Origin of the sequence: Sphingomonas cremea (assembly GCF_021502585.1) — a bacterium.
GTDB lineage: Bacteria > Pseudomonadota > Alphaproteobacteria > Sphingomonadales > Sphingomonadaceae > Sphingomicrobium > Sphingomicrobium cremea.
The window spans coordinates 343,681-365,000 of record NZ_JAKFGM010000002.1; the positions used below are offsets into that span (position 1 = coordinate 343,681).

General features: G+C 61.8%; 24 protein-coding genes. 16 read left to right on the plus strand and 8 right to left on the minus strand.

Annotated features, from left to right (window positions below):
- The first annotated feature begins 3 nt into the window (after positions 1–3).
- From LVY65_RS08165 to LVY65_RS08175, 3 genes are read left to right on the plus strand one after another with little or no spacing between them, the layout of a single operon-like run.
- Positions 4–465 carry a RidA family protein gene (locus tag LVY65_RS08165; protein ID WP_235067540.1) on the plus strand — a complete coding sequence of 154 codons (462 nt, stop codon included), beginning with the start codon at positions 4–6 and terminating at the stop codon, positions 463–465.
- 19 nt (positions 466–484) lie between these two features.
- Positions 485–1,162: a glycerophosphodiester phosphodiesterase family protein gene (locus tag LVY65_RS08170; protein WP_235067541.1), complete on the plus strand. Its 678-nt coding sequence runs from the start codon at positions 485–487 to the stop codon at positions 1,160–1,162.
- Positions 1,143–2,282 carry a GNAT family N-acetyltransferase gene (locus tag LVY65_RS08175; protein WP_235067542.1) on the plus strand — a complete coding sequence of 380 codons (1,140 nt, stop codon included), beginning with the start codon at positions 1,143–1,145 and terminating at the stop codon, positions 2,280–2,282. The genes LVY65_RS08170 and LVY65_RS08175 overlap by 20 nt, the downstream gene beginning before the upstream one ends.
- Here LVY65_RS08175 and LVY65_RS08180 read toward each other — a convergent pair.
- A complete protein-coding gene (locus LVY65_RS08180; protein WP_235067543.1) occupies positions 2,258–3,181 on the minus strand; it encodes an isoaspartyl peptidase/L-asparaginase family protein in 924 nt (307 codons plus the stop codon). The genes LVY65_RS08175 and LVY65_RS08180 overlap by 25 nt on opposite strands.
- 89 nt (positions 3,182–3,270) lie before the next feature.
- Here LVY65_RS08180 and LVY65_RS08185 point away from each other — a divergent pair, with 89 nt between their 5' ends.
- A complete protein-coding gene (locus LVY65_RS08185) occupies positions 3,271–4,173 on the plus strand; it encodes an SPFH domain-containing protein (protein WP_235067544.1) in 903 nt (300 codons plus the stop codon).
- A gap of 10 nt (positions 4,174–4,183) precedes the next feature.
- Positions 4,184–4,393 carry a toxin-antitoxin system HicB family antitoxin gene (locus tag LVY65_RS08190; protein ID WP_235067546.1) on the plus strand — a complete coding sequence of 70 codons (210 nt, stop codon included), beginning with the start codon at positions 4,184–4,186 and terminating at the stop codon, positions 4,391–4,393.
- A gap of 30 nt (positions 4,394–4,423) precedes the next feature.
- On the opposite strand, the gene LVY65_RS08195 is transcribed toward LVY65_RS08190, so the two are convergent.
- The 3 genes from LVY65_RS08195 to LVY65_RS08205 form a co-directional block, all read right to left on the minus strand.
- Positions 4,424–6,112, minus strand: a complete 1,689-nt coding sequence (locus LVY65_RS08195) for a DUF4231 domain-containing protein (RefSeq protein ID WP_235067547.1) — start codon at positions 6,110–6,112, stop codon at positions 4,424–4,426.
- A gap of 200 nt (positions 6,113–6,312) precedes the next feature.
- On the minus strand, positions 6,313–6,726 hold the full coding sequence (locus tag LVY65_RS08200; protein ID WP_235067549.1) for a hypothetical protein: 414 nt from the start codon (positions 6,724–6,726) through the stop codon (positions 6,313–6,315).
- Between the two features lie 42 nt (positions 6,727–6,768).
- Positions 6,769–8,841: a TIR domain-containing protein gene (locus tag LVY65_RS08205; protein ID WP_235067551.1), complete on the minus strand. Its 2,073-nt coding sequence runs from the start codon at positions 8,839–8,841 to the stop codon at positions 6,769–6,771.
- Between the two features lie 190 nt (positions 8,842–9,031).
- On the opposite strand from LVY65_RS08205, the gene ispG reads away from it, so the two are divergent.
- The 3 genes from ispG to LVY65_RS08220 all read left to right on the plus strand — a co-directional run bounded on the left by ispG (position 9,032) and on the right by LVY65_RS08220 (position 11,367).
- The gene (gene ispG / locus LVY65_RS08210; RefSeq protein ID WP_235067552.1) at positions 9,032–10,156 is read left to right on the plus strand and encodes a flavodoxin-dependent (E)-4-hydroxy-3-methylbut-2-enyl-diphosphate synthase; all 1,125 of its coding nucleotides are present in this window, start codon (positions 9,032–9,034) and stop codon (positions 10,154–10,156) included.
- Positions 10,153–10,383, plus strand: coding sequence for a hypothetical protein (locus tag LVY65_RS08215; RefSeq protein ID WP_235067553.1), 231 nt, complete (start codon positions 10,153–10,155; stop codon positions 10,381–10,383). The genes ispG and LVY65_RS08215 overlap by 4 nt, the downstream gene beginning before the upstream one ends.
- Positions 10,384–10,467: 84 nt before the next feature.
- A complete protein-coding gene (locus LVY65_RS08220) occupies positions 10,468–11,367 on the plus strand; it encodes a DMT family transporter (protein ID WP_235067554.1) in 900 nt (299 codons plus the stop codon).
- Between the two features lie 4 nt (positions 11,368–11,371).
- On the opposite strand, the gene LVY65_RS08225 is transcribed toward LVY65_RS08220, so the two are convergent.
- Positions 11,372–12,016 carry a DUF1345 domain-containing protein gene (locus LVY65_RS08225; RefSeq protein WP_235067555.1) on the minus strand — a complete coding sequence of 215 codons (645 nt, stop codon included), beginning with the start codon at positions 12,014–12,016 and terminating at the stop codon, positions 11,372–11,374.
- 57 nt (positions 12,017–12,073) lie between these two features.
- On the opposite strand from LVY65_RS08225, the gene LVY65_RS08230 reads away from it, so the two are divergent.
- On the plus strand, positions 12,074–12,388 hold the full coding sequence (locus LVY65_RS08230; RefSeq protein ID WP_235067556.1) for a DMT family transporter: 315 nt from the start codon (positions 12,074–12,076) through the stop codon (positions 12,386–12,388).
- A 49-nt stretch (positions 12,389–12,437) separates the two neighbouring features.
- On the opposite strand, the gene ppa is transcribed toward LVY65_RS08230, so the two are convergent.
- Complete coding sequence (ppa, locus tag LVY65_RS08235; protein WP_235067557.1) at positions 12,438–12,974, minus strand: inorganic diphosphatase; 537 nt, start codon at positions 12,972–12,974, stop codon at positions 12,438–12,440.
- A gap of 64 nt (positions 12,975–13,038) precedes the next feature.
- On the opposite strand from ppa, the gene hisS reads away from it, so the two are divergent.
- The 6 genes from hisS (at position 13,039) to LVY65_RS08265 (ending at position 19,870) form a co-directional block, all read left to right on the plus strand.
- Positions 13,039–14,247: a histidine--tRNA ligase gene (hisS, locus tag LVY65_RS08240; protein WP_235067558.1), complete on the plus strand. Its 1,209-nt coding sequence runs from the start codon at positions 13,039–13,041 to the stop codon at positions 14,245–14,247.
- Positions 14,248–14,252: 5 nt separating this feature from the next.
- Positions 14,253–15,335 carry a peptide chain release factor 1 gene (gene prfA / locus LVY65_RS08245; protein WP_235067559.1) on the plus strand — a complete coding sequence of 361 codons (1,083 nt, stop codon included), beginning with the start codon at positions 14,253–14,255 and terminating at the stop codon, positions 15,333–15,335.
- Positions 15,332–16,156 (plus strand): peptide chain release factor N(5)-glutamine methyltransferase, encoded by an 825-nt coding sequence (prmC, locus tag LVY65_RS08250; protein ID WP_235067560.1) that lies wholly within the window; start codon positions 15,332–15,334, stop codon positions 16,154–16,156. The genes prfA and prmC overlap by 4 nt, the downstream gene beginning before the upstream one ends.
- 258 nt (positions 16,157–16,414) lie before the next feature.
- Positions 16,415–17,044 carry a DUF4167 domain-containing protein gene (locus LVY65_RS08255; protein WP_235067561.1) on the plus strand — a complete coding sequence of 210 codons (630 nt, stop codon included), beginning with the start codon at positions 16,415–16,417 and terminating at the stop codon, positions 17,042–17,044.
- Positions 17,045–17,227: 183 nt separating this feature from the next.
- Positions 17,228–18,262, plus strand: a complete 1,035-nt coding sequence (locus LVY65_RS08260; RefSeq protein ID WP_235067562.1) for a substrate-binding domain-containing protein — start codon at positions 17,228–17,230, stop codon at positions 18,260–18,262.
- Positions 18,263–18,358: 96 nt separating this feature from the next.
- Positions 18,359–19,870, plus strand: coding sequence for an OprO/OprP family phosphate-selective porin (locus LVY65_RS08265; protein WP_235067563.1), 1,512 nt, complete (start codon positions 18,359–18,361; stop codon positions 19,868–19,870).
- 54 nt (positions 19,871–19,924) lie between these two features.
- On the opposite strand, the gene LVY65_RS08270 is transcribed toward LVY65_RS08265, so the two are convergent.
- Positions 19,925–20,308 carry an acyl-CoA thioesterase gene (locus tag LVY65_RS08270; RefSeq protein ID WP_235067564.1) on the minus strand — a complete coding sequence of 128 codons (384 nt, stop codon included), beginning with the start codon at positions 20,306–20,308 and terminating at the stop codon, positions 19,925–19,927.
- Positions 20,292–20,585, minus strand: coding sequence for a hypothetical protein (locus LVY65_RS08275; protein WP_235067566.1), 294 nt, complete (start codon positions 20,583–20,585; stop codon positions 20,292–20,294). The genes LVY65_RS08270 and LVY65_RS08275 overlap by 17 nt, the downstream gene beginning before the upstream one ends.
- A gap of 77 nt (positions 20,586–20,662) precedes the next feature.
- On the opposite strand from LVY65_RS08275, the gene LVY65_RS08280 reads away from it, so the two are divergent.
- Positions 20,663–21,091 carry a CBS domain-containing protein gene (locus LVY65_RS08280; RefSeq protein WP_235067567.1) on the plus strand — a complete coding sequence of 143 codons (429 nt, stop codon included), beginning with the start codon at positions 20,663–20,665 and terminating at the stop codon, positions 21,089–21,091.
- The last annotated feature ends 229 nt before the right edge of the window (positions 21,092–21,320 follow it).

The window sequence follows — 21,320 nt, forward strand, 5'->3', positions numbered from 1 at the left end:
GCCATGAGCATCGAACAACGCCTTGCCGAACTCGGCATCACGCTTCCCGAGCCAGCCGCTCCGGTCGCCGCCTATGTCCCTGCAGTCGAAGCCAACGGCCTGCTGCACATCTCCGGCCAGATCAGCTTCGCCGAGGACGGCAGCCTCATCAAAGGCCGGCTGGGCGAGAATATGGAGCTGGAGGCCGGACAGGCTGCCGCGCGCCGCTGCGGCATCATGCTGCTTGCCCAAATCAAGGCCGCGCTTGGCTCGCTCGACCGGGTCGAGCGCATCGTCAAACTGGGCGTGTTCGTTAACAGTCACGGCGACTTTATCGACCAGCCCAAGGTCGCCAACGGTGCATCCGAGTTGATGCAAGAGGTGTTCGGCGAGGTTGGGCGTCATGCGCGGTCCGCGGTAGGCGTGCCGGTTCTGCCGCTCGGCGTCGCGGTCGAGGTGGATGCGGTCGTCCAAATTCGGCCCTGACCCACTGGACCCAGGTCCGATGGGGTTCGCGCATCGCGGGCTCCACGGGGCGGGAGTTCCCGAGAATAGCCTCGCGGCCTTCCGCGCCGCGATCGAGGCGGGCGCCGGGATCGAGTGCGACGTGCGGCTGTCGAGCGACGGCAAGGTCGTGGTTTTTCACGATCATGATCTCCGCCGGCTTTGCGCTTCGGCCCTCGCGGTGGAGTCGACCACCGCTGCGGTTCTGGCCGGCCAGAAACTTTACGACAGCGGCGAGCATATACCGCTGCTCAGTGAACTGCTCGAGCTGACTGCGGGCCGGGTCCCAATCTTGATCGAAATTAAATGCCGTGGCGGCAATTCGGCCCGGATTTCATCCGCCGTTTCCGACGAACTGGCCAATTACGCCGGACAGGTCGGCGTGATGAGTTTCGAACCGGGGGTAGGCAAATGGTTCGCCCGTCACGCGCCTCATGCCAGGCGCGGCCTGATCATTTCCTCAAGAGCGTCGGCGCTCGATCGGTGGCGGTCGACCCTCAAGGCGTCGCCACATTTTCTCGCTATCGATTGCGCCGTGCTTGGCCGAACATGGGTTGCAAAAGCTCGCCGCCAGCGATGGATTTACAGCTGGACGATCCGCACGCCTTCCGACCGCGAGACAGGTGAAGTTCACGCCGACGCACTTATCTGGGAAAGCGATGGCAGACCGCGAATCTGAAATCGTCGCGACGATTGCGAACGGCGTCTCGGCGATCCCGGCATTACAATGGGATGCGTTGGCGGGCCGGGACGACCCATTCGTCGGCCATGCTTTCCTATCTTTACTTGAAGAATCCGGAAGCGTTGGAACCGGCACCGGCTGGAGCCCATTGCCGATCCTCGTTGAACGCGACGGGCGCACCGTTGCGGCCGCGGCGGCATATCTGAAGACCCACAGCCAGGGCGAATATGTGTTCGACCATGGCTGGGCCGATGCCTGGGAGCGCGCAGGGCGTAGCTATTATCCCAAGCTGCAGGTTGCGGTACCGTTCACGCCATGTGTTGGTCCGCGCCTGCTTGGGGACGACCGTTTCGCGTTACTCGGCGCCCTGGAAACGATCACGGTGCAGAACGGACTGTCATCCGCTCACATCACATTCCTCACTGACGATGATTTAAGGGCCGCAGAGGCGCGCGGTTGGCTGCGGCGCGACGGGCTGCAATATCATTGGTTCAACCGTGGCTATTCCAGCTTCGGCGATTTCCTGGGCCGACTTTCCAGCCGCAAGCGCAAGGCAATCCGCAAGGAACGGAAAGCGGCGATCGAAGGTCTGGAAATCGTCGAACTGCGAGGCTCCGATATTGGCGCCGATCATTGGGCGTCCATGTGGCGCTTCTATCAGCATACCGGCGCGCGCAAGTGGGGACGACCTTATCTAACAAGGGAATTCTTTGAGCGGATCGGCGAATCAATGAGTGAAGCGGCGTTGATGTTTCTGGCCCTTGACGATGGAAGGCCAGTAGCCGGAGCGCTCAATTTTATCGGCGCCGATACACTCTATGGACGCTACTGGGGCGCCACAGAAGAACGTCCCTTCCTCCATTTCGAGCTAAGCTATTATCGGGCGATAGAATGGGTGATCAGGCATGGCCTGGCCGCCATTCAGGCCGGCGCGCAAGGAGAGCATAAGCTGACGCGCGGCTATGAGCCGGTAGTGACGCCATCGGCCCATTTCCTTCCGGACCCCAATTTCCGGCGAGCAGTCGCCGACTTCCTTGCGCGGGAACGTGAAGCGGTTCGGATGGAGCTCGAGTGGGCGCGAGAGGCTTTGCCTTATCGTTCCGACTCCTCGTCGTAAATTGCGACGCAGCGGCCTTCGGGCCCAACCATGCCTCGGTACATTCCTGGAGTCGTGAAGCCCCAGGCAGCCTCCCCCTCAGGCGACACGGCAATCAATCCTCCATTGCCGCCGAGCGCCTGGATATCGGCGAGCACCCCATCCAACGCTTCTTTGAGTTCCGCACCGCTCATTCGGACGCGCGCGCACAGCTCATGGGCGGCGGCGGCACGGATGAATATCTCGCCGAGGCCGGTGGCACTGACCGCAGCAGCGCGATCGTCAGCATAGGTGCCGGCTCCAATCAGCGGCGAGTCCCCGATGCGGCCCCAACGCTTGGCGGTCAGTCCTCCGGTTGAGGTGGCCGCGGCAACATGGCCATTTGCGTCGACGGCAACCGCGCCAATCGTTCCATATTTGATGTCGGCATCGAACGCTTCGCTGCCGCGCGCGAGCAATTCGTCCAATTGGCGACGCCGCTCGGCCGTGACGAACCAACGGTTGGGAACCTGCTCCAATCCCACCTCGCAGGCGAAATCATCGGCGCCTTCATAGCTCATCAGGACATGCGGGCTTTGCTCCATTACCGCGCGGGCAGCGCTGATCGGTGCACGGGTCGAGCGCAGGCCTGCCACAGCGCCGCAGCGGCGGTCTCGGCCGTCCATGATCGATGCGTCCAGCTCCACATGGCCGTCAAATGCCAACACGCTGCCACGCCCGGCGTTGAAGCAGGGATCTTCCTCGAGAACGCGTGACGCTGCTTCGACCGCGTCAAGCGCGGTGCCGCCTGCCGAAAGGATCGCTTCGCCGGCATCGAGCGATGCGCTGAGGCCAATGCGTCCCGCTTCATCCAGCTCGGCCGCCAACGCGCCGCGACGCATCGATCCCGATCCGCCATGGATAACCAGTTTCCAGCTCATCGGCAGGCCCTAGCGCGGGGACGATTGCAATTCCAGTTGACCGGTGAGTAATACGATATTAATTTGATATCAAATAAAGGGAGAGACTGATGACCGAGTCGAATGTGATTGCGCTGAACAGCAGTCGGGAGCGCTCGGCCTCGACGGCAAGCGGTTACCTGATGCTCTTTGTACTGCTGCTGGCGCTCATCGCGCAGGTTTGGGCCATCCTCGAACTAGCAAGCGACAACAAAGGCCCTCTTCAATTGGCGACAGTCATCGTAGCGCCCTTCGTTCTGATCTTTGTCGCCAGCGGCTTTTACATGCTCCAACCCAACCAGGCAGCGGCAATCACCCTGTTCGGTGACTATAAGGGCACCGACCGCGCGACCGGCCTGCGCTGGGTGCTCCCTTGGCTGATGCGCAAAAAGGTATCGGTCCGCGCCAACAATTTCATCAGCGACAAGATCAAGGTCAACGACCTGCGCGGCAATCCGATCGAGATGGCAGCGCAGATCGTCTGGCGCGTGGTCGACACCGCACAGGCACTGTTCGACGTCGACGATTATAGGGAGTTCGTCCGGGTCCAGGTCGAAGCTGCAATTCGTACGATCGGCTCGCGCTATCCGTATGACGATTTCGAACATCTCGAGGTGACCCTTCGCGGTCACCATGACGAGGTTGGCGGCGAGCTGAGGAAGGAATTGATCGCCCGCCTCGCGGTAGCCGGAATTACAATCGACGAATGCGGCTTCACCCATCTGGCCTATGCCACGGAAATCGCCGGTGCGATGCTGCGCCGACAGCAGGCGCAGGCAATCGTGGCGGCCCGCCGCACTTTGGTTGACGGCGCGGTAGGCATGGTTGAGATGGCGCTCGATGCATTGAGTGAGAAGAATGTCGTGCATCTGGACGATGAGCGACGCGCGGCGATGGTGTCGAACCTTATGGTGGTCCTCTGCGGCGAGCGCGACACCCAGCCTGTCGTAAATACTGGCACGCTCTACCAGTAGGGACGGGCCGGTGGGCGATGAGCGCAAAGCCTACCCATTGAGGGTCGATCCTGCATTGTGGGTGGCGGTTGAGCGCGCCGCCGCCGCGGAGCTTCGAAGCGTCAATGCCCAAGTGGAGTGCTTGTTGCGCGAGGCGCTAAGAGCCAGGGGCATCAAGCTCGATGCGCCGACACCAGCTCGTCGCGGCCGGCCCCCAAAATCGCCCAGCAGCGCCGGCTAAGGCCATTGCTTCGCCGAGTTGGACCCTTGCTTAAATTTGGCGCCGCCATTCGGTCAGGTCGGAAAACATCGCTCGCGCGGCCTGCTCGCCCAAGTCGGCAGCACGCATCAGGCCGATCTTGTCGGACCGCAACTCCCGCGCCAGCCCGGCGAGCGATGCGGAGGTCGAATTCGAACGGAGCGCGCTGCCGCCAAAATCACCTTGGAAGCGAATCCCGAAAATTGCCGCGCCGATCGCCGGCAGTCCGGCCGAAACCAGGGTCAGCCAATATTGCAAGCGCTCGACCCAGTCAGGTGCAAGCAGCAACGCGACAATTGTCGCAGCAGAGGTTAGCAAGATCGTCCAAAATATGGCCGAGCTGATCTTCCCCAACCGGTGGTCGAGCAGCATGATCTGATGACTTTGTGCCTGATGATATTCGACCTGCGGGTCGACTTCGTGCGCCGCGATCGATTCGGCTAGGGCCGGTACGGCTTCCGGAGCAATCCTGCCGGCTGGGCATCCGCTTGCCCGCCATACCGCGGCAGCATACCAATCGATCCAGCGACGGGCGACCGGGTTAGTCGGGCTTCCGGGAGGATCGGGCGCGGCGATGCCAAGCAACTTCAAACTTCTTAGCGGCCGAAGCCGTTCGGCCAGCTGGCGATAATCGAGCCAGCGACGGTGCCATTCGTGGCGGATTCCGAAGCGCGTGTTGAGGATGATGATCAGCGCCAGCACGCATTCGATCGCTGCCAGCGGCAGCTTCGATCCGGACAGCATGAACCCGGCGAATCCGATAACGACCGCAAGCGCAGCCAGGCTGAAATTGAGCACATGGCCACTATGGTAATTTTGGGCGAAATGGTTGGCCAGCTGGTCGCTCCAGCTATTGGCGTCGCCAATCAGGTCGAGCGGCAAATTCACGCCGTGGCGATCCGCGCACGCCTCGCAATATCGCTCCCATTCTGCTTCACGCAGTTCGGCGGTTCGGGTCGCTCGGAAATCCTTCGCCCCGAAGCTTGAGACCCCGGCCGTCGCCAGCAGAAGTGGATATTCAACCCTTGCCCGGAATTGACGTGAACGTTCGTTGTAGAATGTTGCCAGATAAGCTCGCTCGCGCATGTCCCGGGGCGGCGCCAGCAGCAGTTCGAGCAGGGCAGCCATATGATCGCTGTCGAATGGACGGCGGTCGACATAGTCGCTGTGCAAAGTAAGCACTGCCGGATCGTAAGCGCTCCAAAGCAGGGACACCGGCTTGCGCGGGTCGACCGGTACGTGGACGATCGGAGTTCCACGAGACAGCGCTAACTCAACAACTTCGCCGGTACCGCCACGGCCGCGCGGCACTTCGCCATCCCAGACTGCTATCAGCAGGTCAGATTGAGCAACTATGGCCCTGCCGGCCATGACATAGGCATCGAGCGGATCGGTCGCGTCGCCGGGCAATTCGAGGAAGCGCGACGCGGAGTCGGCAAGCCGGTCGAAGTCGGCACGATATGCTTCAGGGACATCGCGCCGAGTCTGCTCACGCGGGAACGGAAGCACGACCTGCAACCCATAGCCGTTGGCGGTGGCGGCATTGGCCGCAATCTGATCGGCACCGTCGGCCAACGGCGATACTATTGAAAACCGGGGCGCCCCCTCGGCGAACCAGTCGGCATTGGCAGCGAACAACTCGCTTGCCGTCGCGGTAATCTCACGCACCACCTCGTCAATGCGCGACGCCACGTCGGCCATGTTTTCACCGAGTGACGCTGATCGGTGGCCGGTGACCCCAAGGCTCAAGGCAAACGGCGGACGCGGCGGCGCGCTCGATTGCACGCCTGCTCTTGGTACGCGGGCTATCTCGCCTGCTCGCTTAACGTTCGTCACGATGCAATGAGGCTGCCCCCAAATGCCCGGAATGACCAGAGGCCTCGCGCGCCAAGTTCGCCGCTCTACTCTCTTTGACCGTTCTGGTTGTTGCCGATCGGGTCATAGTCGACGGACTTCCCACCCGGCCACTCAAACCAAAATGTGAATGCAAATTGCTTTTGCGCCTTGTTGCGATTGTAGACGATAAGCTGCTTGCCGCTCCGCTCGACACTCAGGGGGACGAACTGATTCCATGTGGAAGGCGACGTAGGGCATGCCGGTGGCGTACCCTGAGACTCAACCCACAACGCATTGGACGGGGTCGGCTTGAACACTAGGCCGGTTTCATCGGGGTCGACGATGTTGAAGTAGATTATGATCCCGGGATGCTTGTCGTTTTTGAAATCCAGGCTTTGCGTTTTTCCGTTTCCGTCATCCAGTTCGAACGTGACTCCTTTTGGATTGCTGGCCTTGGTCACGATCACGTCGATGTCCATGTCTTTTACTTTTGGCATGATGCACCCCCTGCTCCTTGCTGGTTAAAGTTTGGCGCGGTCGCTGAGCGATTGGCGATAACCCATTGATGCCAACTGCGATGCAATCCGCATTCCTTCTGCACGCCGTCCGATACCGCGCAGCATTTCACCGCGTTCAGCAAGCTGGCGCGGCGTCTCGGCAAGGTTCTTTGGCCAGACGGAGAGACCGGCTGTCCATGATGCCCTTGCACCTGACCGGTCGCCAGCCAGCCACTGCAGGTCGCCCATCAATTTTAGCGCCTGCGCCGGAGCGAACCGTTCCTTTGGACTTTGCGGGTTGTCGGCACGAATCGAATTTAGAAGTTGACGAGCAATAGCCAGGGATTCGGCGCGAGATCCCCCGCGCATGGCCATCTCTGCACGCAGCCGAAGGCATTCGCGATCCCCGTCGCGCCATGCGATAATGCTTGGGTCGCGTACCATCAACGAGTCTGTTTTGGCGCACCCCGCTTCGGCTAATTGCCCGGCGTCGCCAATTCGGCCGGAGCGAAGCAAAAGAAGAGCCTGGTTCAGCTGCGTATCCGCGCTTCTGCCTTTCCAGTCGGCATTAGCGGGTTCGAGTTCCACCAGTTGCCGGCCGACTTCCACTGCAGCAGCTGCATTCTGTACTGCCGACTGGGTTTCGCCCCGCGCAAATCGTAGCAGCGACAAATGCATGTTCGCGATCATGGCATGCTGCCGCAAGTTCGCGTCTGGTCGATCCTGGGCCAGGTAGGGCGCGAGCAAGGAAAGCTGGTGTTCCCGCTGTTGGATAGCGAGGTCGAGCTTTCCCGCGCGGTCAAGCGCATCGGCATAATAGGCGAGCGCATTCTCCATGAGCTGCAGATATTCGACATTGTTCGGCTCGGCGGCCAGCAACCGATCCATCGCCCTTACAGAGGTCTGGAAGGTTTCGACCGCGGCAACATATTTCGCTTGTTGAAGCTCAACGATCCCCAGGTTGCTTGCCGAATAGACCCCCTCAAGCTGCCATTTGGGATTGTCGGGCTGCAGGGCCATCATCCGTTGCGCAAGACGCCGATATTCGCGAAATTGGACCGCGGCTTCATCGATTTGGCCGCGCAAGCGGGCAGTCTCGCCGACAAAGAATACGCTCTGGGCATGGTCGTACATGCGCTGCGGGTCATTGGGGAAGCGGCGCAATTCCTCTGCAGTGCCGGCCAGCGCCTCGCGATAGCGGCGCAACGCCCCGTCAAGATCGCCGCGCGATGCGGCAATCTGGCCGATCAGCGTAAGGGCCTTCGATCGTTGCGCCAGCGCTTCGTCCGACAAGCTGGTCTTGTCCTGCTTCTCATAATAGGCCAGCGCCCGCGCCCCCACAGCGTCGAGCACGTCGAGGCGTCCGACAGGCTCCAGCTTGTCGCGCAGGTCGCCAAGCATGAAGCCGATCAATCCTTCGGCCTCCCGCCGCTGATCACGCGCTTCGTCACGTGCATCGATTGCGGTGTAGGCCAGGCCGCTGGCCACCAGCATTCCGGCAACCGAGGCCGCGGTAATGGCGTAGAGCCTGCGATGTCGCCGCTGCGCCTCGCGCTGGGCGAGATCGTCGAGGCCAACGCCCATCATTCCCGCGGCAATCTTTAGCAGCCCCATCTTCCGTCCGTCGCCGCCATCTCGAAGGTCTGCGGCGATCGGCTCCGCGCGCTGTGCGGTAGGTCTTCCGCGACGGTCGAAATGGACGCGCAGTGCCGCCGGGAAACATTCTTCCGCCTCGTGGCCAGGATCATCACTGGCGAACGGTTCCCCGTCGATAATTGCCGCGAGGATGCGGTCTTCGCGGTGTAGGCGCTTGAAGCAGGCAATTTCCTCGTCGATCCAGCGTGATTTCGCTGCCGACATCGAACAAAGCACGATCAGGAAGCGCGACCCTGCGATAGCTTCCTCAATTTCTTCGCCCAGATCACTGGCTGCAGCCAGCTCGTGGCGGTCGCGAAAGATGGGCGCGAGTTGCTTTGGGATTGGCCCGTGGTCCGTCAACTTGCCGACCAGCCGAGGCGGAACGTGAAATTCCTCAAGCGCTTCGTGAAGCCAGTCGGCCATCTCGGCGTCGTCGTGGCTGTAACTAAGGAATGCCATGTAGCGGTGCTGGGGCGCAGGACGCCGCGAGCGGAAAGCAGCCCCCCGAATGGATCGCGTCAATTGGGCAAGCTCGGCCATTCAGCCACCCCGCCTCTAGTTTCGTAAACCTCCCATAACATGTGCCGTTTACCACGGCGAATCGGGGCTTGGGTTGGCCGCAATGAGGTCAGCGACTATATGCGCCTGCATGTCTTCAATTCGTCCTTGGCGTGACATCGACCGCCGTCAATCGCGCCGGATCATGGTCGGTAACGTCGCCGTCGGCGGTGATGCGCCGGTGACGGTGCAGACCATGACCAACACTCCGACTTCGGACGCCAGGGCGACGATCGATCAGATCCGGCGCTGCGAGGAAGCGGGAGTCGATATAATCCGGGTGTCATGTCCGGACGTCGAATCGACCGCAGCGTTGCGACAGATTGTTCGCGCCGCCAACGTACCGATCGTCGCCGATATTCATTTTCACTATAAGCGCGCGCTAGAGGCCGCGGATGCCGGCGCGGCGTGCCTGCGCATCAATCCAGGCAATATCGGCTCGGCCGAGCGGGTGCGTGAAGTGATCAGTGCCGCGAAGGCGAACGGTTGCGCGATCCGTATTGGGGTCAATGCCGGCAGCCTCGAAAAGGACCTGCTCGAAAAATATGGAGAGCCCTGTCCTGAGGCTTTGGTCGAAAGCGCGCTCGATCATATCCGCATCCTCGAGGATCATGATTTCCGCGAATATAAGGTCGCGGTGAAGGCCAGCGATCTGTTCCTGGCAGTCGCCGCCTATCAGCAACTGGCAGGCCAGGTTGATTGTCCGCTCCATCTGGGCATTACCGAGGCGGGCGGCTTTGTCGGCGGAACGGTCAAGTCGGCGATCGGGATCGGTTCGCTGCTCTGGGCCGGGATCGGCGACACGATCCGGGTTTCGCTGTCCGCCGAACCAGAGGAGGAAGTGAGGGTCGGCTACGAGATCCTCAAAAGCCTTGGCATCCGCAGTCGGGGCGTACGGGTCGTCTCCTGCCCAAGCTGCGCCCGGCAAGGTTTCGACGTGATCCGCACGGTCGAGAAGCTGGAGGAACGGCTGCAGCATATCCGCACGCCGATGTCTCTTTCGGTGCTGGGCTGCGTCGTCAACGGTCCGGGCGAGGCCCGCGAAACCGATATCGGCATCACCGGCGGCGGCCAGGGCAAGCATATGGTCTATCTTTCGGGCGTCACCGATCACCATGTCCAAGACGCGGAGATGATCGACCATATCGTTCGTCTTGTCGAACAAAAGGCAGCCGAGATCGAGGCAGCGCAGGCCGCGTTCGAGGCAGCGGAATGAAGACTGTCGTCCGTTCGTCGGCGACGGGCGCTGCCGCGACCGGAGTTTCCGCCTCCGGATCAAGTTTAGTGGGAGCGGCGGCGCTTGGGGCGCTCGCGATGGGTGCAGTGGCACTCGGCGCACTTGCGATCGGACGCCTGTGGATCGGCAAGGCGCATATTCGCAAGCTTCGCGTCGACGAGTTGGAGATCGGGCGAGTGAGCCGCATCGGTGAAGCCGCCGAATAGACGGTCAAATGCTCGTTACATGTTTCCGCTGATCGTCCGGACGCCAGGGCTGGCGCGGGAGCGCGCTTCGGCTAAATGGCGTGGATGAGCGCGCCGCATACCCCCCTACCCGCCTATGCCGCAGCGGTCGCGGGAATCGCGCTGTTTTCGATCATGGACATGGTGATGAAGGGGCTGACGCTGGCGATCGGAACCTATCCGACGTTGCTGTGGCGATGCCTGATTGGCATCGCGATGGCAGCTGTCCCCTACTTTGCCACCCGCAATCCTTGGCCGCGGGGCACTGCCCTGCGCCTGCACCTGTTACGCGGCACGATGATGGTGCCGATGGCCATCCTGTTCTTCTGGGGCCTAGCGAGAGTGCCAATGGCGCAGGCCGTCGCGTTGACATTCATCGCCCCGCTGATCGCTTTGGTGCTGGCCGCGCTGATTCTGCACGAGCCGATCGGCAAGCGGACCGTAGGCGGCTCGCTGGCTGCCTTCGCCGGGGTCGTCATTATCTTCATTGGCCAGGCACAGGCCGATCTCGGCCCGGCGGCGCTTCTCGGTAGCTTTGCAATTCTTGGATCAGCGCTGATCTATGCCTTCAACATCATCGTTATGCGCCAGCAGGCGCAGCATGCCGGACCGATCGAGATTGCCTTCTTCCAGAACCTTGTGATTGGCGGCGTCCTGCTGGCCTCCATTCCAATAATGGGAGCGCCACCGATACCTTCCGGCCATTGGGGAGAGTTGGTCCTTGCAGCCGCCCTTGCGATCGGGTCGTTGATGCTGCTCGGATGGGGCTATGCACGTGCCGGCGCCGCCTATCTTTCGACCACGGAATATAGTGCGTTCCTTTGGGCCATGCTGCTCGGCTGGTTGCGGTTCAACGAGACGGTGTCACCGTTCACCCTGTCGGGTGCGGCGCTGATTGTCGCTGGATGTCTTGTCGCGGCACGGACGCGCAAGGTTGAACATCCCGCACTGGAAGCGACAGCCTGAAGCATCAGTGCGTTGCGAGGATGTTGATTGCCAGTGCGAGCACGCCAAGATTGTAAACGAACGCAGCTACGCAATGACCCGTCACGATCCGTCGGATCCGAGGCGAGCTGATGCAGACATCTGACGTCTGCAGTGCGATGCCCAGCGTGAACGAAAAATAGACGAAGTCGGAATAGTCGGGCTCATCCCGATCGCCGGGGAAATCAAGCCCGCGCATGTCGCCGGCCTTCCCGCAGCTGTAATAGAGATGGGCGTAGTGGAGTGCGTAGACGGTATTGGCAAACGTCCATGCAAGTACCAGAGTCGCCGCCACCAGCAGCTTCTCGACCGGTGAGGGGTGCCCTTCTCCAGCCAATTCTCCGGCGACCGTGACCAGGATCACCAGCGACAGGACCACGGTCAGTATCAGCATCACCACACGATTGGCATCGTTCTCACGAGCGGCCTTGCGCATTGCCGCGGCTTCATGGCGCAGCAATGGCAAGCAGATCAGCAGGAAAATCCCCGCGGCGAGATCGAAGGCAACCATTGCCGCATGTGCCGGCGCCAGCACCGACCTAACCAGCGCACCGCCCGCCGCCAGCACGACGAAGAAGATGATGAATTTGGGCGGGGCGAGGCGATTGCCGATGGTTCGCGTGGCTGCCATGAGGCATGAAGATAAACGAAAGTCGCTGCCCGTCCAGCGGTTCGGGAAGGAGTGCAAATGGCTTGGTTCTGGCTGATCCTCGGCGGCATGTTCGAGGTTGGGTTCACCACGTCGCTGCGCTTCGTCGAAGGTTTTCGCAACGTTCCTTGGACGCTGGCCTTTCTTGTTTCGGTCGGGATCAGCATGGGGCTGCTGGAACTTGCTGCGCGCTCGATCCCGATGGGCACGGCTTATGCCGTATGGGGCGGGATCGGCGCGGTCGGAACGGTGATGGTCGGAATGGCGTTTTTCGACGAGCCGACGACAACGCTTCGCCTGCTGCTCATCCTTGGGATTGTCGCCTGTATCGCCGCGCTCAAGCTTACGGCCTGATCGGCTCCAGCAGGGGAGTGGTCCCGGGCGGCGAAAGCCGTCCCAACGGCTAGGCCTTTACGGCGTCGGCCTTGGCAATCGAATCGAGCACGACCTGGCGCGCGGCCGCCGCGTCACCCCATTTACCGACGCGCACCCACTTCTCGGCTTCAAGGTCTTTATAGTGGGTGAAGAAGTGCTCGATCTGCTCGACCACGATCGGCGGCAGGTGGGTATAGTCCTCGACGTCCTTGTAATAGGGCGACACGCTGGTGATCGGCACTGCCAGGATCTTTTCGTCCCCGCCGGCTTCATCTTCCAGATAGAGTACTCCGACCGGACGGCACGCAATCACCGAACCGGGCTGGAGCGTCCAGCGGGTCATCACCAGGCAGTCGAGGGGATCGCCGTCGTCGCAAAGAGTCTGCGGGATGAAGCCGTAATTGCACGGATAGCGCATCGGCGTGTGGAGGATGCGGTCCACGAAGATCGCTCCGCTCTTCTTGTCGAACTCATATTTTACCGGCTCGCCGCCGATCGGCACTTCGATGAGCACGTTGATGCTGTGCGGGGGATTGGGCCCCACGGGAATCAGGTCGATATTCATGATGGGCGGGCCTCTAAAGCGGTAGCGCTTCCCTGCAAACGCAAAAATGCTACAGGCCCTTTCGATGAGTTCGACGCCGCAGCCCGTCAGGGGCACCCAGAGCCTACTCGGCGAAGAGGCCGACCGCTTCCATGAAGTGGTCGCCGCCTTCGATCGCGTGCGCCGCCTATTCGGCTTCAAGCGGGTCGAAGTGCCGCTGATCGAGCCGACCCAGGTGTTTGCCCGCACGATGGGCGAGACGACGGACGTCGTGTCCAAGGAAATGTATTCGTTCAATGACCGTTCGGGTGATTCGATCACGCTGAGGCCCGAATTCACCGCCGGAATCGCGCGCGCCTATTTGAGCGAGGGCTGGCAACAATTTGCACCGCTAAGGGTCGCAACCCATGGCGCAGCATTCCGCTACGAGCGCCCACAGAAGGGACGCTACCGCCAGTTTCATCAGCTCGACGCAGAGATCATCGGCGCTGCCGAGGCCCAGGCGGATGTCGAGCTGCTGGCGTTTGGATCGCAGCTGCTGGCGGAGCTTGGCATCGATGGTGTGACCCTAAAGCTCAACACGTTGGGCGACGCCGCCAGCCGTGAAGCGTGGCGCTCGGCCCTGATCGAGCATTTCTCTGCTCATCGTTCGGAACTCAGTGAGGACAGCCAGGAACGGCTCGAAAGGAATCCGCTTCGGATCCTCGATAGCAAGGACCCCCGTGATCGGCCTCTCGCTGACTCCGCGCCGACGATTGCGCTGTCGCCAGAAGCAGAAGATTTCTTTGGCGAAGTCCGTGCCGGATTGGATGCGGCGGGAGTAGCTTATCAACTGGACCCGCATCTGGTGCGCGGTCTCGATTATTACCGCCATACCGCCTTCGAATTCGTCACCGACCGCCTTGGCGCGCAGGGCACTGTCATCGCCGGCGGGCGCTACGATGGCCTGGTTGAGCAGCTTGGCGGACCGCACACGCCGGCGATTGGCTGGGCGGCGGGGATCGAGCGGCTGGCGATGCTGATCGATGCTCCGGCACCCGAGGTCATGGATGTCGCCATCGTCGTTGAGGATGATGCAGCGCTTGGCATTGCGATGGCCTCGGCATCCCGGCTTCGGACCTCCGGCCTGTCGGTCGAACTGTTCTCAACTGGCTCGCCGCGCAAACGGTTCGATCGGGCGGTGAAGAAGGGCGCACGGGAAATTATCGTGCTCGGCATTGCCGACGGCATCGTCACCCGCCGGGTCAAATCCAGCGACCAGCCTCGGGCCGAAGCACTTCTGGCTGGGCTGTAGGCGTCATGAAAATTTCCCTCGACAGAATCGTCTCGATCGAGACCAAGAAGCACGAATTGGCCGAGGCGATGGCCGCGCCGAACCTCGCGCCGGAAGACTTCGTCCGCCTTTCGAAGGAATATGCGCAGATCGAACCAGTCGCTGCCGCAGCCCGCGAAGTGCGCAGACTGCGTGCCGAGCTGGAAGTGCTCAATGGGCTCGCCGCCGATTCAACGTCGGAAGCGGAGCTGAAGGAACTTGCGGTTTCCGAGGCCGAGGAAATCCGAGAGAAGCTGCCTCAGGCCGAGCGCGCACTGGCGGTCAAGCTGTTGCCCAAGGATGCCGCTGACGAGCGCGCCGCGATGCTCGAGGTTCGCGCCGGTACCGGCGGCGATGAGGCCGCGCTGTTCGCCGGCGACCTGATGCGCATGTACCAGCGTTTCGCCGAGGAGCAGGGCTGGAAGTTCGAGTTGATCAGCGCATCGGCCTCCGACGTTGGCGGCTACAAGGAGGCAGTCGCATCGATCAACGGTGCGGGCGTTTTCGCCAAGCTGAAGTTCGAAAGCGGAGTCCATCGCGTCCAACGCGTTCCGGCGACGGAGAGCGGCGGGCGGATCCACACTTCGGCGGCGACGGTCGCGGTGCTACCGGAAGCGGAAGAAGTCGATGTGCAGATCGATGACAAGGATTTGCGGATCGACGTATATCGATCGTCTGGCCCGGGCGGCCAATCCGTCAACACCACCGACAGCGCGGTTCGGATCACCCATCTTCCGAGCGGCCTGGTTGTCATCCAGCAGGATGAGAAGTCGCAGCATAAGAACAAGGCCAAGGCGCTTAAGGTTTTGCGCACCCGTTTGTTCGAACTGGAGCGGGAGCGACTTGCCTCGGAACGTGCCGGCGCCCGCAAATCGATGGTCGGGTCCGGCGACCGAAGCGAACGTATCCGCACCTATAATTTCCCGCAGGGCCGAGTGACCGATCACCGGATCAACCTGACGCTGCACAAGCTAGACGCCATCCTGGAAGGCCCGGGCCTTGGCGAACTGGTCGAAGCGTTGGTCGCCGAGGACGAGGCCGAGCGGCTGGCGGGTCTCGAGGAGGCGTGACCGCCATACCGCGCGCGCTGTCGCGAGCGACCGAGCAGCTTGGCCGAACCAGCGACACCCCCCGCCTCGACGCTGAACTGTTGATGGCGGCGGCTCTCGGGATCGGCCGCGACCGGTTGATCCTCGACAGTCCCAGGGGAGAAGCTCCCGCGGATTTCTACGGCTTCGTCGAGCGGCGGCAGGCAGGCGAGCCAGTTGCCTATATCACCGGCCAGCGCGCCTTTTGGACGATCGACCTTGAAGTCGGCCCCGGCGCGCTTGTTCCCCGTCCTGACAGCGAAACCCTTATCGCCGCAGCGGTCGAGCATTTTTCCGGAACGACCGGACCGAATCGGGTCCTCGATTTGGGTACCGGGCCGGGAACCTTGCTACTTGCGGCGCTGGACGAATGGGCCGGCGCCACGGGTGTCGGGATCGACGCATCGGATGTGGCGCTGGATTATGCACGTCGCAATGCGGCCAGGCTTGGCGTGCAGGATCGAGCCGAGTTTCGAATCGGCGATTGGGCGAAAGGGGTCGACGAGCGCTTCGATCTCATCCTGTGCAATCCGCCTTATGTAGCGGAGGGGGGCCCCGTAGGACCCGGAGTAGCTGCCTATGAGCCCGCCGAGGCCTTGTTTGCCGGGCCGGAGGGACTCGATGAGTATCGACGCCTGGCACCCGAGATTGGCCGCCTGCTTGCGCCCGGGGGACTGGCGGCGATCGAGATCGGGTACGACCAGGCGGACAGCGCTACAAAATTGTTCGAGAAACACGGGCCGCATCCCACGCTGGCCCGCGACCTCGGCGGCCGGCCTCGCGCCCTGTTGATCGAGGCATAGGTCGAAATCGCTTGGAATTTCCGTCCACCATCATTACATCAGTGTGCAGGGACGGGGCCGCTCCCTTAAAAACCGATGCGCCCCCGCCACCGACCCCCGACGACATCGCCGCGCTCTCGCATATGCGTTTGACGGCAAAGGGAGGGTCGACTTGCGCAATCGCGCGGGCCGGTCCGCCGCGACGGGAACACACTTCCGCTGAAGGGAAGATTTAGGCGACCGGTTGAGGCCGGCGCCAGTGCGACAGGGAACCAAAACTTGATCAACAATCGTCAAGGCGGCCGTCGTCGTGGCCGCGGTGGACAGCGTCCGCAGGGTATGACCGGCAATAGCGGCGGCAACCGCCAGGATAACCGCCAGCGCGGTAATGCCGCCCAATTACTGGAAAAATATAAGAGCCTTGCGCGCGATTCGCAGCTCGCCGGCGACCGCGTCCAGACCGAATATTATCTCCAATATGCCGATCACTATTTCCGTGTGCTCGAGGACAGCCGCTCGCGTTTCGAGCAGCAGGAGGCGCAGCGCCGCCCGCGCCACGATGATGGGTATGAAGCCGATGGCGACGAGGAGATGACCGTAGAAGCCGAGTCGGACGAGGAGGAAGGCGAGGTCGAAGCCCGTCAGCGTCCTCGCCGTGACCGCGGTCGCGATCGTTTCGAGCGCGATGACCGGACCGACCGACCTGATCGGGGCGACCGACAGGCTCGCGCCAACGGCGCCCGCCGGGACGAAGAGCCGGAAGGCGAAGAGCGGATATCGCTTGGCGTCCTGCCGCCAGCCATCGGCGCGTCAGTCCCCGAAGCCGAGGATGAAGCGCCCAAGCCCCGCCGCCGGACGCGCAAACCGCGCGTCGACGACGACGGCAACGAGATTGCGCCTGCGGCCTGATCGGACAGCCTTTAAGTGACATATCAGGGCGGCAGGAGCGATCCAGCCGCCCTTTTTTCATGCCCAAGAGCCACAGTTCCGGTCGTCACCAAAGTGAAACAATTAAGTCACGAATGCGTCGTGGCCTGCTCCTAATTGGGTCCCGTCGGCGGCCGCGTTTGTCCGCCCTTAGGGACGTGAACCATGACCTCGAAGATTTCACTCTATGCCGCAGCTGCGGCGACGATGTTCTCCATCCCGGCAATGGCCGACGCGCGCAGCCTGCGCGCCGTCGGTTCGTCGACCGTCTACCCCTTCGCCAAAATGGGTGCTGAGCGTGTCGCTCGCGCCAATCCCCGGCTCGGCACGCCGATCATCGAGTCGACCGGCACGGGCGCGGGCATGAAGCTGTTCTGCGCTGGCGTTGGTGAGCGCTTCCCCGACATCGAAAATGCATCGCGCCGGATGAAGGCATCGGAGGCCAAGCTTTGCGCCGCCAACGGTGTCAAGGATGTGACCGAAATCCAGATCGGTCTGGATGGCGTCGCCATCGCCACTGCCAAGGGCACTCCGATCGCAGGCATTACCCAGCGCGATCTATATCTTGCGATCGCCAAGACGCCCTTCGGCAAGCCCAACAAGGCCAAGACGTGGAAGGACGTCAATGGCAAGCTGCCTGCCATCCCGATCCGGGTCTACGGGCCGCCCACGACGTCGGGCACTCGGGACGCGCTTGGAGAGTTGCTGCTGACCCCGCCGTGCGAAGCAAATCCATCAATGGCGGCGCTCAAGAAATCAGACGAAACCAAGTTCAAGGCGATCTGCACAGGCCTGCGCACAGACGGCGCCTATATTGAGGCTGGTGAAAACGATAACCTCATCGTCCAGAAGCTGGGCGCCAATCCGGGCACGCTGGGGATTTTCGGCTATAGCTTCCTCGAAGAGAATGCCGGCAGCATCAAGGGCGTTTCGATCAATGGTGTCCAGCCGACCTATGCGACGATCAGCTCGTTCCAATATCCTGGCGCCCGTCCGCTATATATCTACGTAAAAAATGCGCACGTTCGGGCAATTCCGGCTATTCGTGCCTTTGTCGCGGAGATGACCAAGGAAAGCGCGATCGGACCCAAGGGCTACATGCTGGCCGGTGGTCTGGTCGCGGCGCCGGCGCCGGTCCGGGCACGAGCTCAGCTTGCAGCGCGCAACCTGACTCCGGTGAAGTTCGCCGAGTTGAAGTAGGCCTAACGTTCGACACGCAACTGTAATGCGCGCCTTCCACGAGATGGCCTGCAACCGCCTCACCCAGTCGGTGAGGTTGGGGGGAAAGGGAATAAAATGAAGCGTACTACCATCGTTCGCGGGCTGCTTGCTGGCAGCGCTCTCTTCATCGGCACTGCCGCACTGGCACAGGAGCCTGAGCCGCAGCCCGACCAGTCGGATGCGACGGCCGAAGCAGCCATTGCAGAGGCGCATGACCTCGACGAAGCCCAGGCGAAGATCGAATTGCTTCAGGCGCAGGTAGAAGCGCTCCAGGAATCGATTGCCCAGATTCAGGCCGCGCAGGCCAAGGCCGCGCCGTCATGGAAGGGCGCGCCGGAACTCGCCGACAAGGATAGCGGTTTCAGCTTCAAGCCGACGGCACTGATTCAGTATGATGCCGGCTATACGGGCTTTCCCGACGGGAATGAACTGAACGGCACGGTTGGTACGATCAATTACAACAACCTTGGCTTCAACACCCGGGCGCGGCGCCTGGTGATTGGCGCCCAGGGGTCGCTGCCCGGCGGCTTTGGCTACAAGGCCGAATTCAATCTAGCCCAGGGCACGGTCGACTATGAGGATATCGTGCTGACCTACCAGCCGCCCGAGAGCCCGTTCCAGGTGACCATCGGCAATTTCTATCCGCTATCGAGCCTCGAAACGATGACCAGCTCAAAGGTGACGAGCATGCTCGAACGGGCTTCGTTCACCGATGCATTCAACTATAATCGCCGCCTAGGTATCGGCCTGGCACTGCTCGACCCCAAGACCGACAAATATACGCTGACCGCCGGTATATTCAGCCAGCCCATCAACAACACATCATTTACCCGCACCGGCTGGCAGGTCGCGGTTCGCGGAACCTATTCGCCAATGCTTGGCGATACCCGCCTGCACCTTGGCGCCAATTTCCAATACCGCGCCAATCAACGCGACCAGCAACAGGGGCTCTATCGTGCGCGCCCGCTAACCCAGCTGACCGACCAGCGCTTTGTAAGCACCGGCGCGATCGCATCCGGCAGCGACTATGTTGCCGGCTTGGAACTTGGGGCGATCCACAAGAGCCTGCATGCCGCGGCTGAAGTGCAGAAATTGTGGGTCAATGGCTATAACCCTGGCCATACATTCGGCGACAACAACGGTACCGGCGGAGCCACCTTCTACAATGGCGATCCCAGCTTCTGGGGCGGCTATTTCGAAATGGGGTATTTCCTGACCGGCGAAACCCGCGGCTACAAGGGCGGCAAGTGGGACCGCACCAAGGTGCTAAAGCCGTTCGACAAGGGCGGCTGGGGCGCGATCCAGCTCAACGGCCGGCTCGATTATGTCGACCTCAGCGATCGGGTCGACGATGCCAGTTCGTCGGTGGCCGCGCCTTACTATGTCAATGGCGGCAAGCAGCTTGGCTATCAGCTCAGCCTGATCTGGAGTCCGATGGATTATATCCGCTTCATGGCCCAATACGGTCACGTCTCGGTCACCGGCGGCCCGGCCGCTGCCACGGTCGATCCGAACTCGAACGACGCTGTCAACAATCGAAAATATGGCGTCGATACGGCTGCGGTCCGCGCCCAGCTCGAATTCTAAGGCTTCTTTCCCGAAGCAGCCGAAAGGCCCTCGTCCTCGGACGGGGGCCTTTCATCATTTCGATTGAGGTTCGACCGGCCGGGGGCGTGCTTCCTCGTCGATCGCGACGAAAGTGAACAAGCCCTCTGTCACCTTGACGTGGACCGAACCGCTATCGCGCCAGGCCATCACCTCGATCCGCACCTTCATCGACGTTCGACCGACGCTTTCAACCTCGGCATAAACGGAGATCAGGTCTCGCAAATGGATTGGTGCGATGAACTCCATCCGGTCGATCGCGACAGTCGCCACGGGTCCCCCCGATCGGAGGCGTGCAACGATGCCCGCGGCGATGTCCATTTGGCTGAGCACCCAGCCGCCGAATATATGGCCGTTGGCGTTGATGTCGCTTGGCCCGGGGACGACTCGAAGGACGGGATTCTTAGGGTCGTGGGTCATTCTCGTCTCTCTGCTTGTGATCGGCGGCGTCGGCATCGTGGCCGGCGCGGTTGCTGAGGAAGACCAGGGTCATCAATGCGATGCCGAGCATGACGGTGAGGCCGACCCCAAGCGCGGTCGCGATCAGCATATGAATGTGAACGGACGAATCGCCGCGCGCAACCAGCACCACGGCCAAGGCGGCGATCGCCAACGAAAAGAGCGCAGCCCATCGCATGATCCTAAGGAATTGCTGCTTGAGCGGGGCGAGCGGCGGCGCCTGGTCATGAACGGACATATCTTCCCTTTGGCGGTTGAAAGTGAGACTTTCAACGCGCACATGCAGTCTTAAGGTCTCGTAGGAAGGCGGCAGCGATGACCATCGCGACGATTCTTTCATCCAAGGGCAACGAAGTGGCGACCGTGAGAGCGGGTACGCCGGTCAAGGACGCGGTAGGGTTGCTGGCTGAAAAGCGTATTGGAGCGGTGCCTGTGTTGGACGAAGGCGGGATCTGCGGCATTTTTTCCGAACGCGACCTGGTTCGCTGCGTGTCCGACCATGGTCCCGATGCGCTAGACTGGCCCGTCGACCGGGTGATGAGCTCGCCGGCGGTGACAGTTGAACCGGGCACCCCGATCCTCGCCGCTCTGTCGACCATGACCCAGCGCCGGATGCGCCATTTGCCGGTGGTTGAATCGGGTGAGATTCGCGGAATCGTGTCGATCGGCGACCTGGTGAAGCATAGAATCGAGCGGATCGAAGCCGAGGCGGACGCCCTACGGACTTATATCCAAACCGCGTGACCGGATCGGAACCCGCGGATTTCCGAGGTTTTTCCGAACCCAGACCGATCGGTATCGGATTTTTGAAAAAAAGGCTGTTGACGGTCCGTGGCACCCCCCATATATGCCCCCTCACAGCAGCGGCGGCGGCCTTCACGGACCGCCACCGTGTTCGTGTCTCTCTTTGTCGGCTACCGACGCCCGGAACCAACGACCCGGGGGCAGAGACGCGTCGGCTCTTTGACATTGT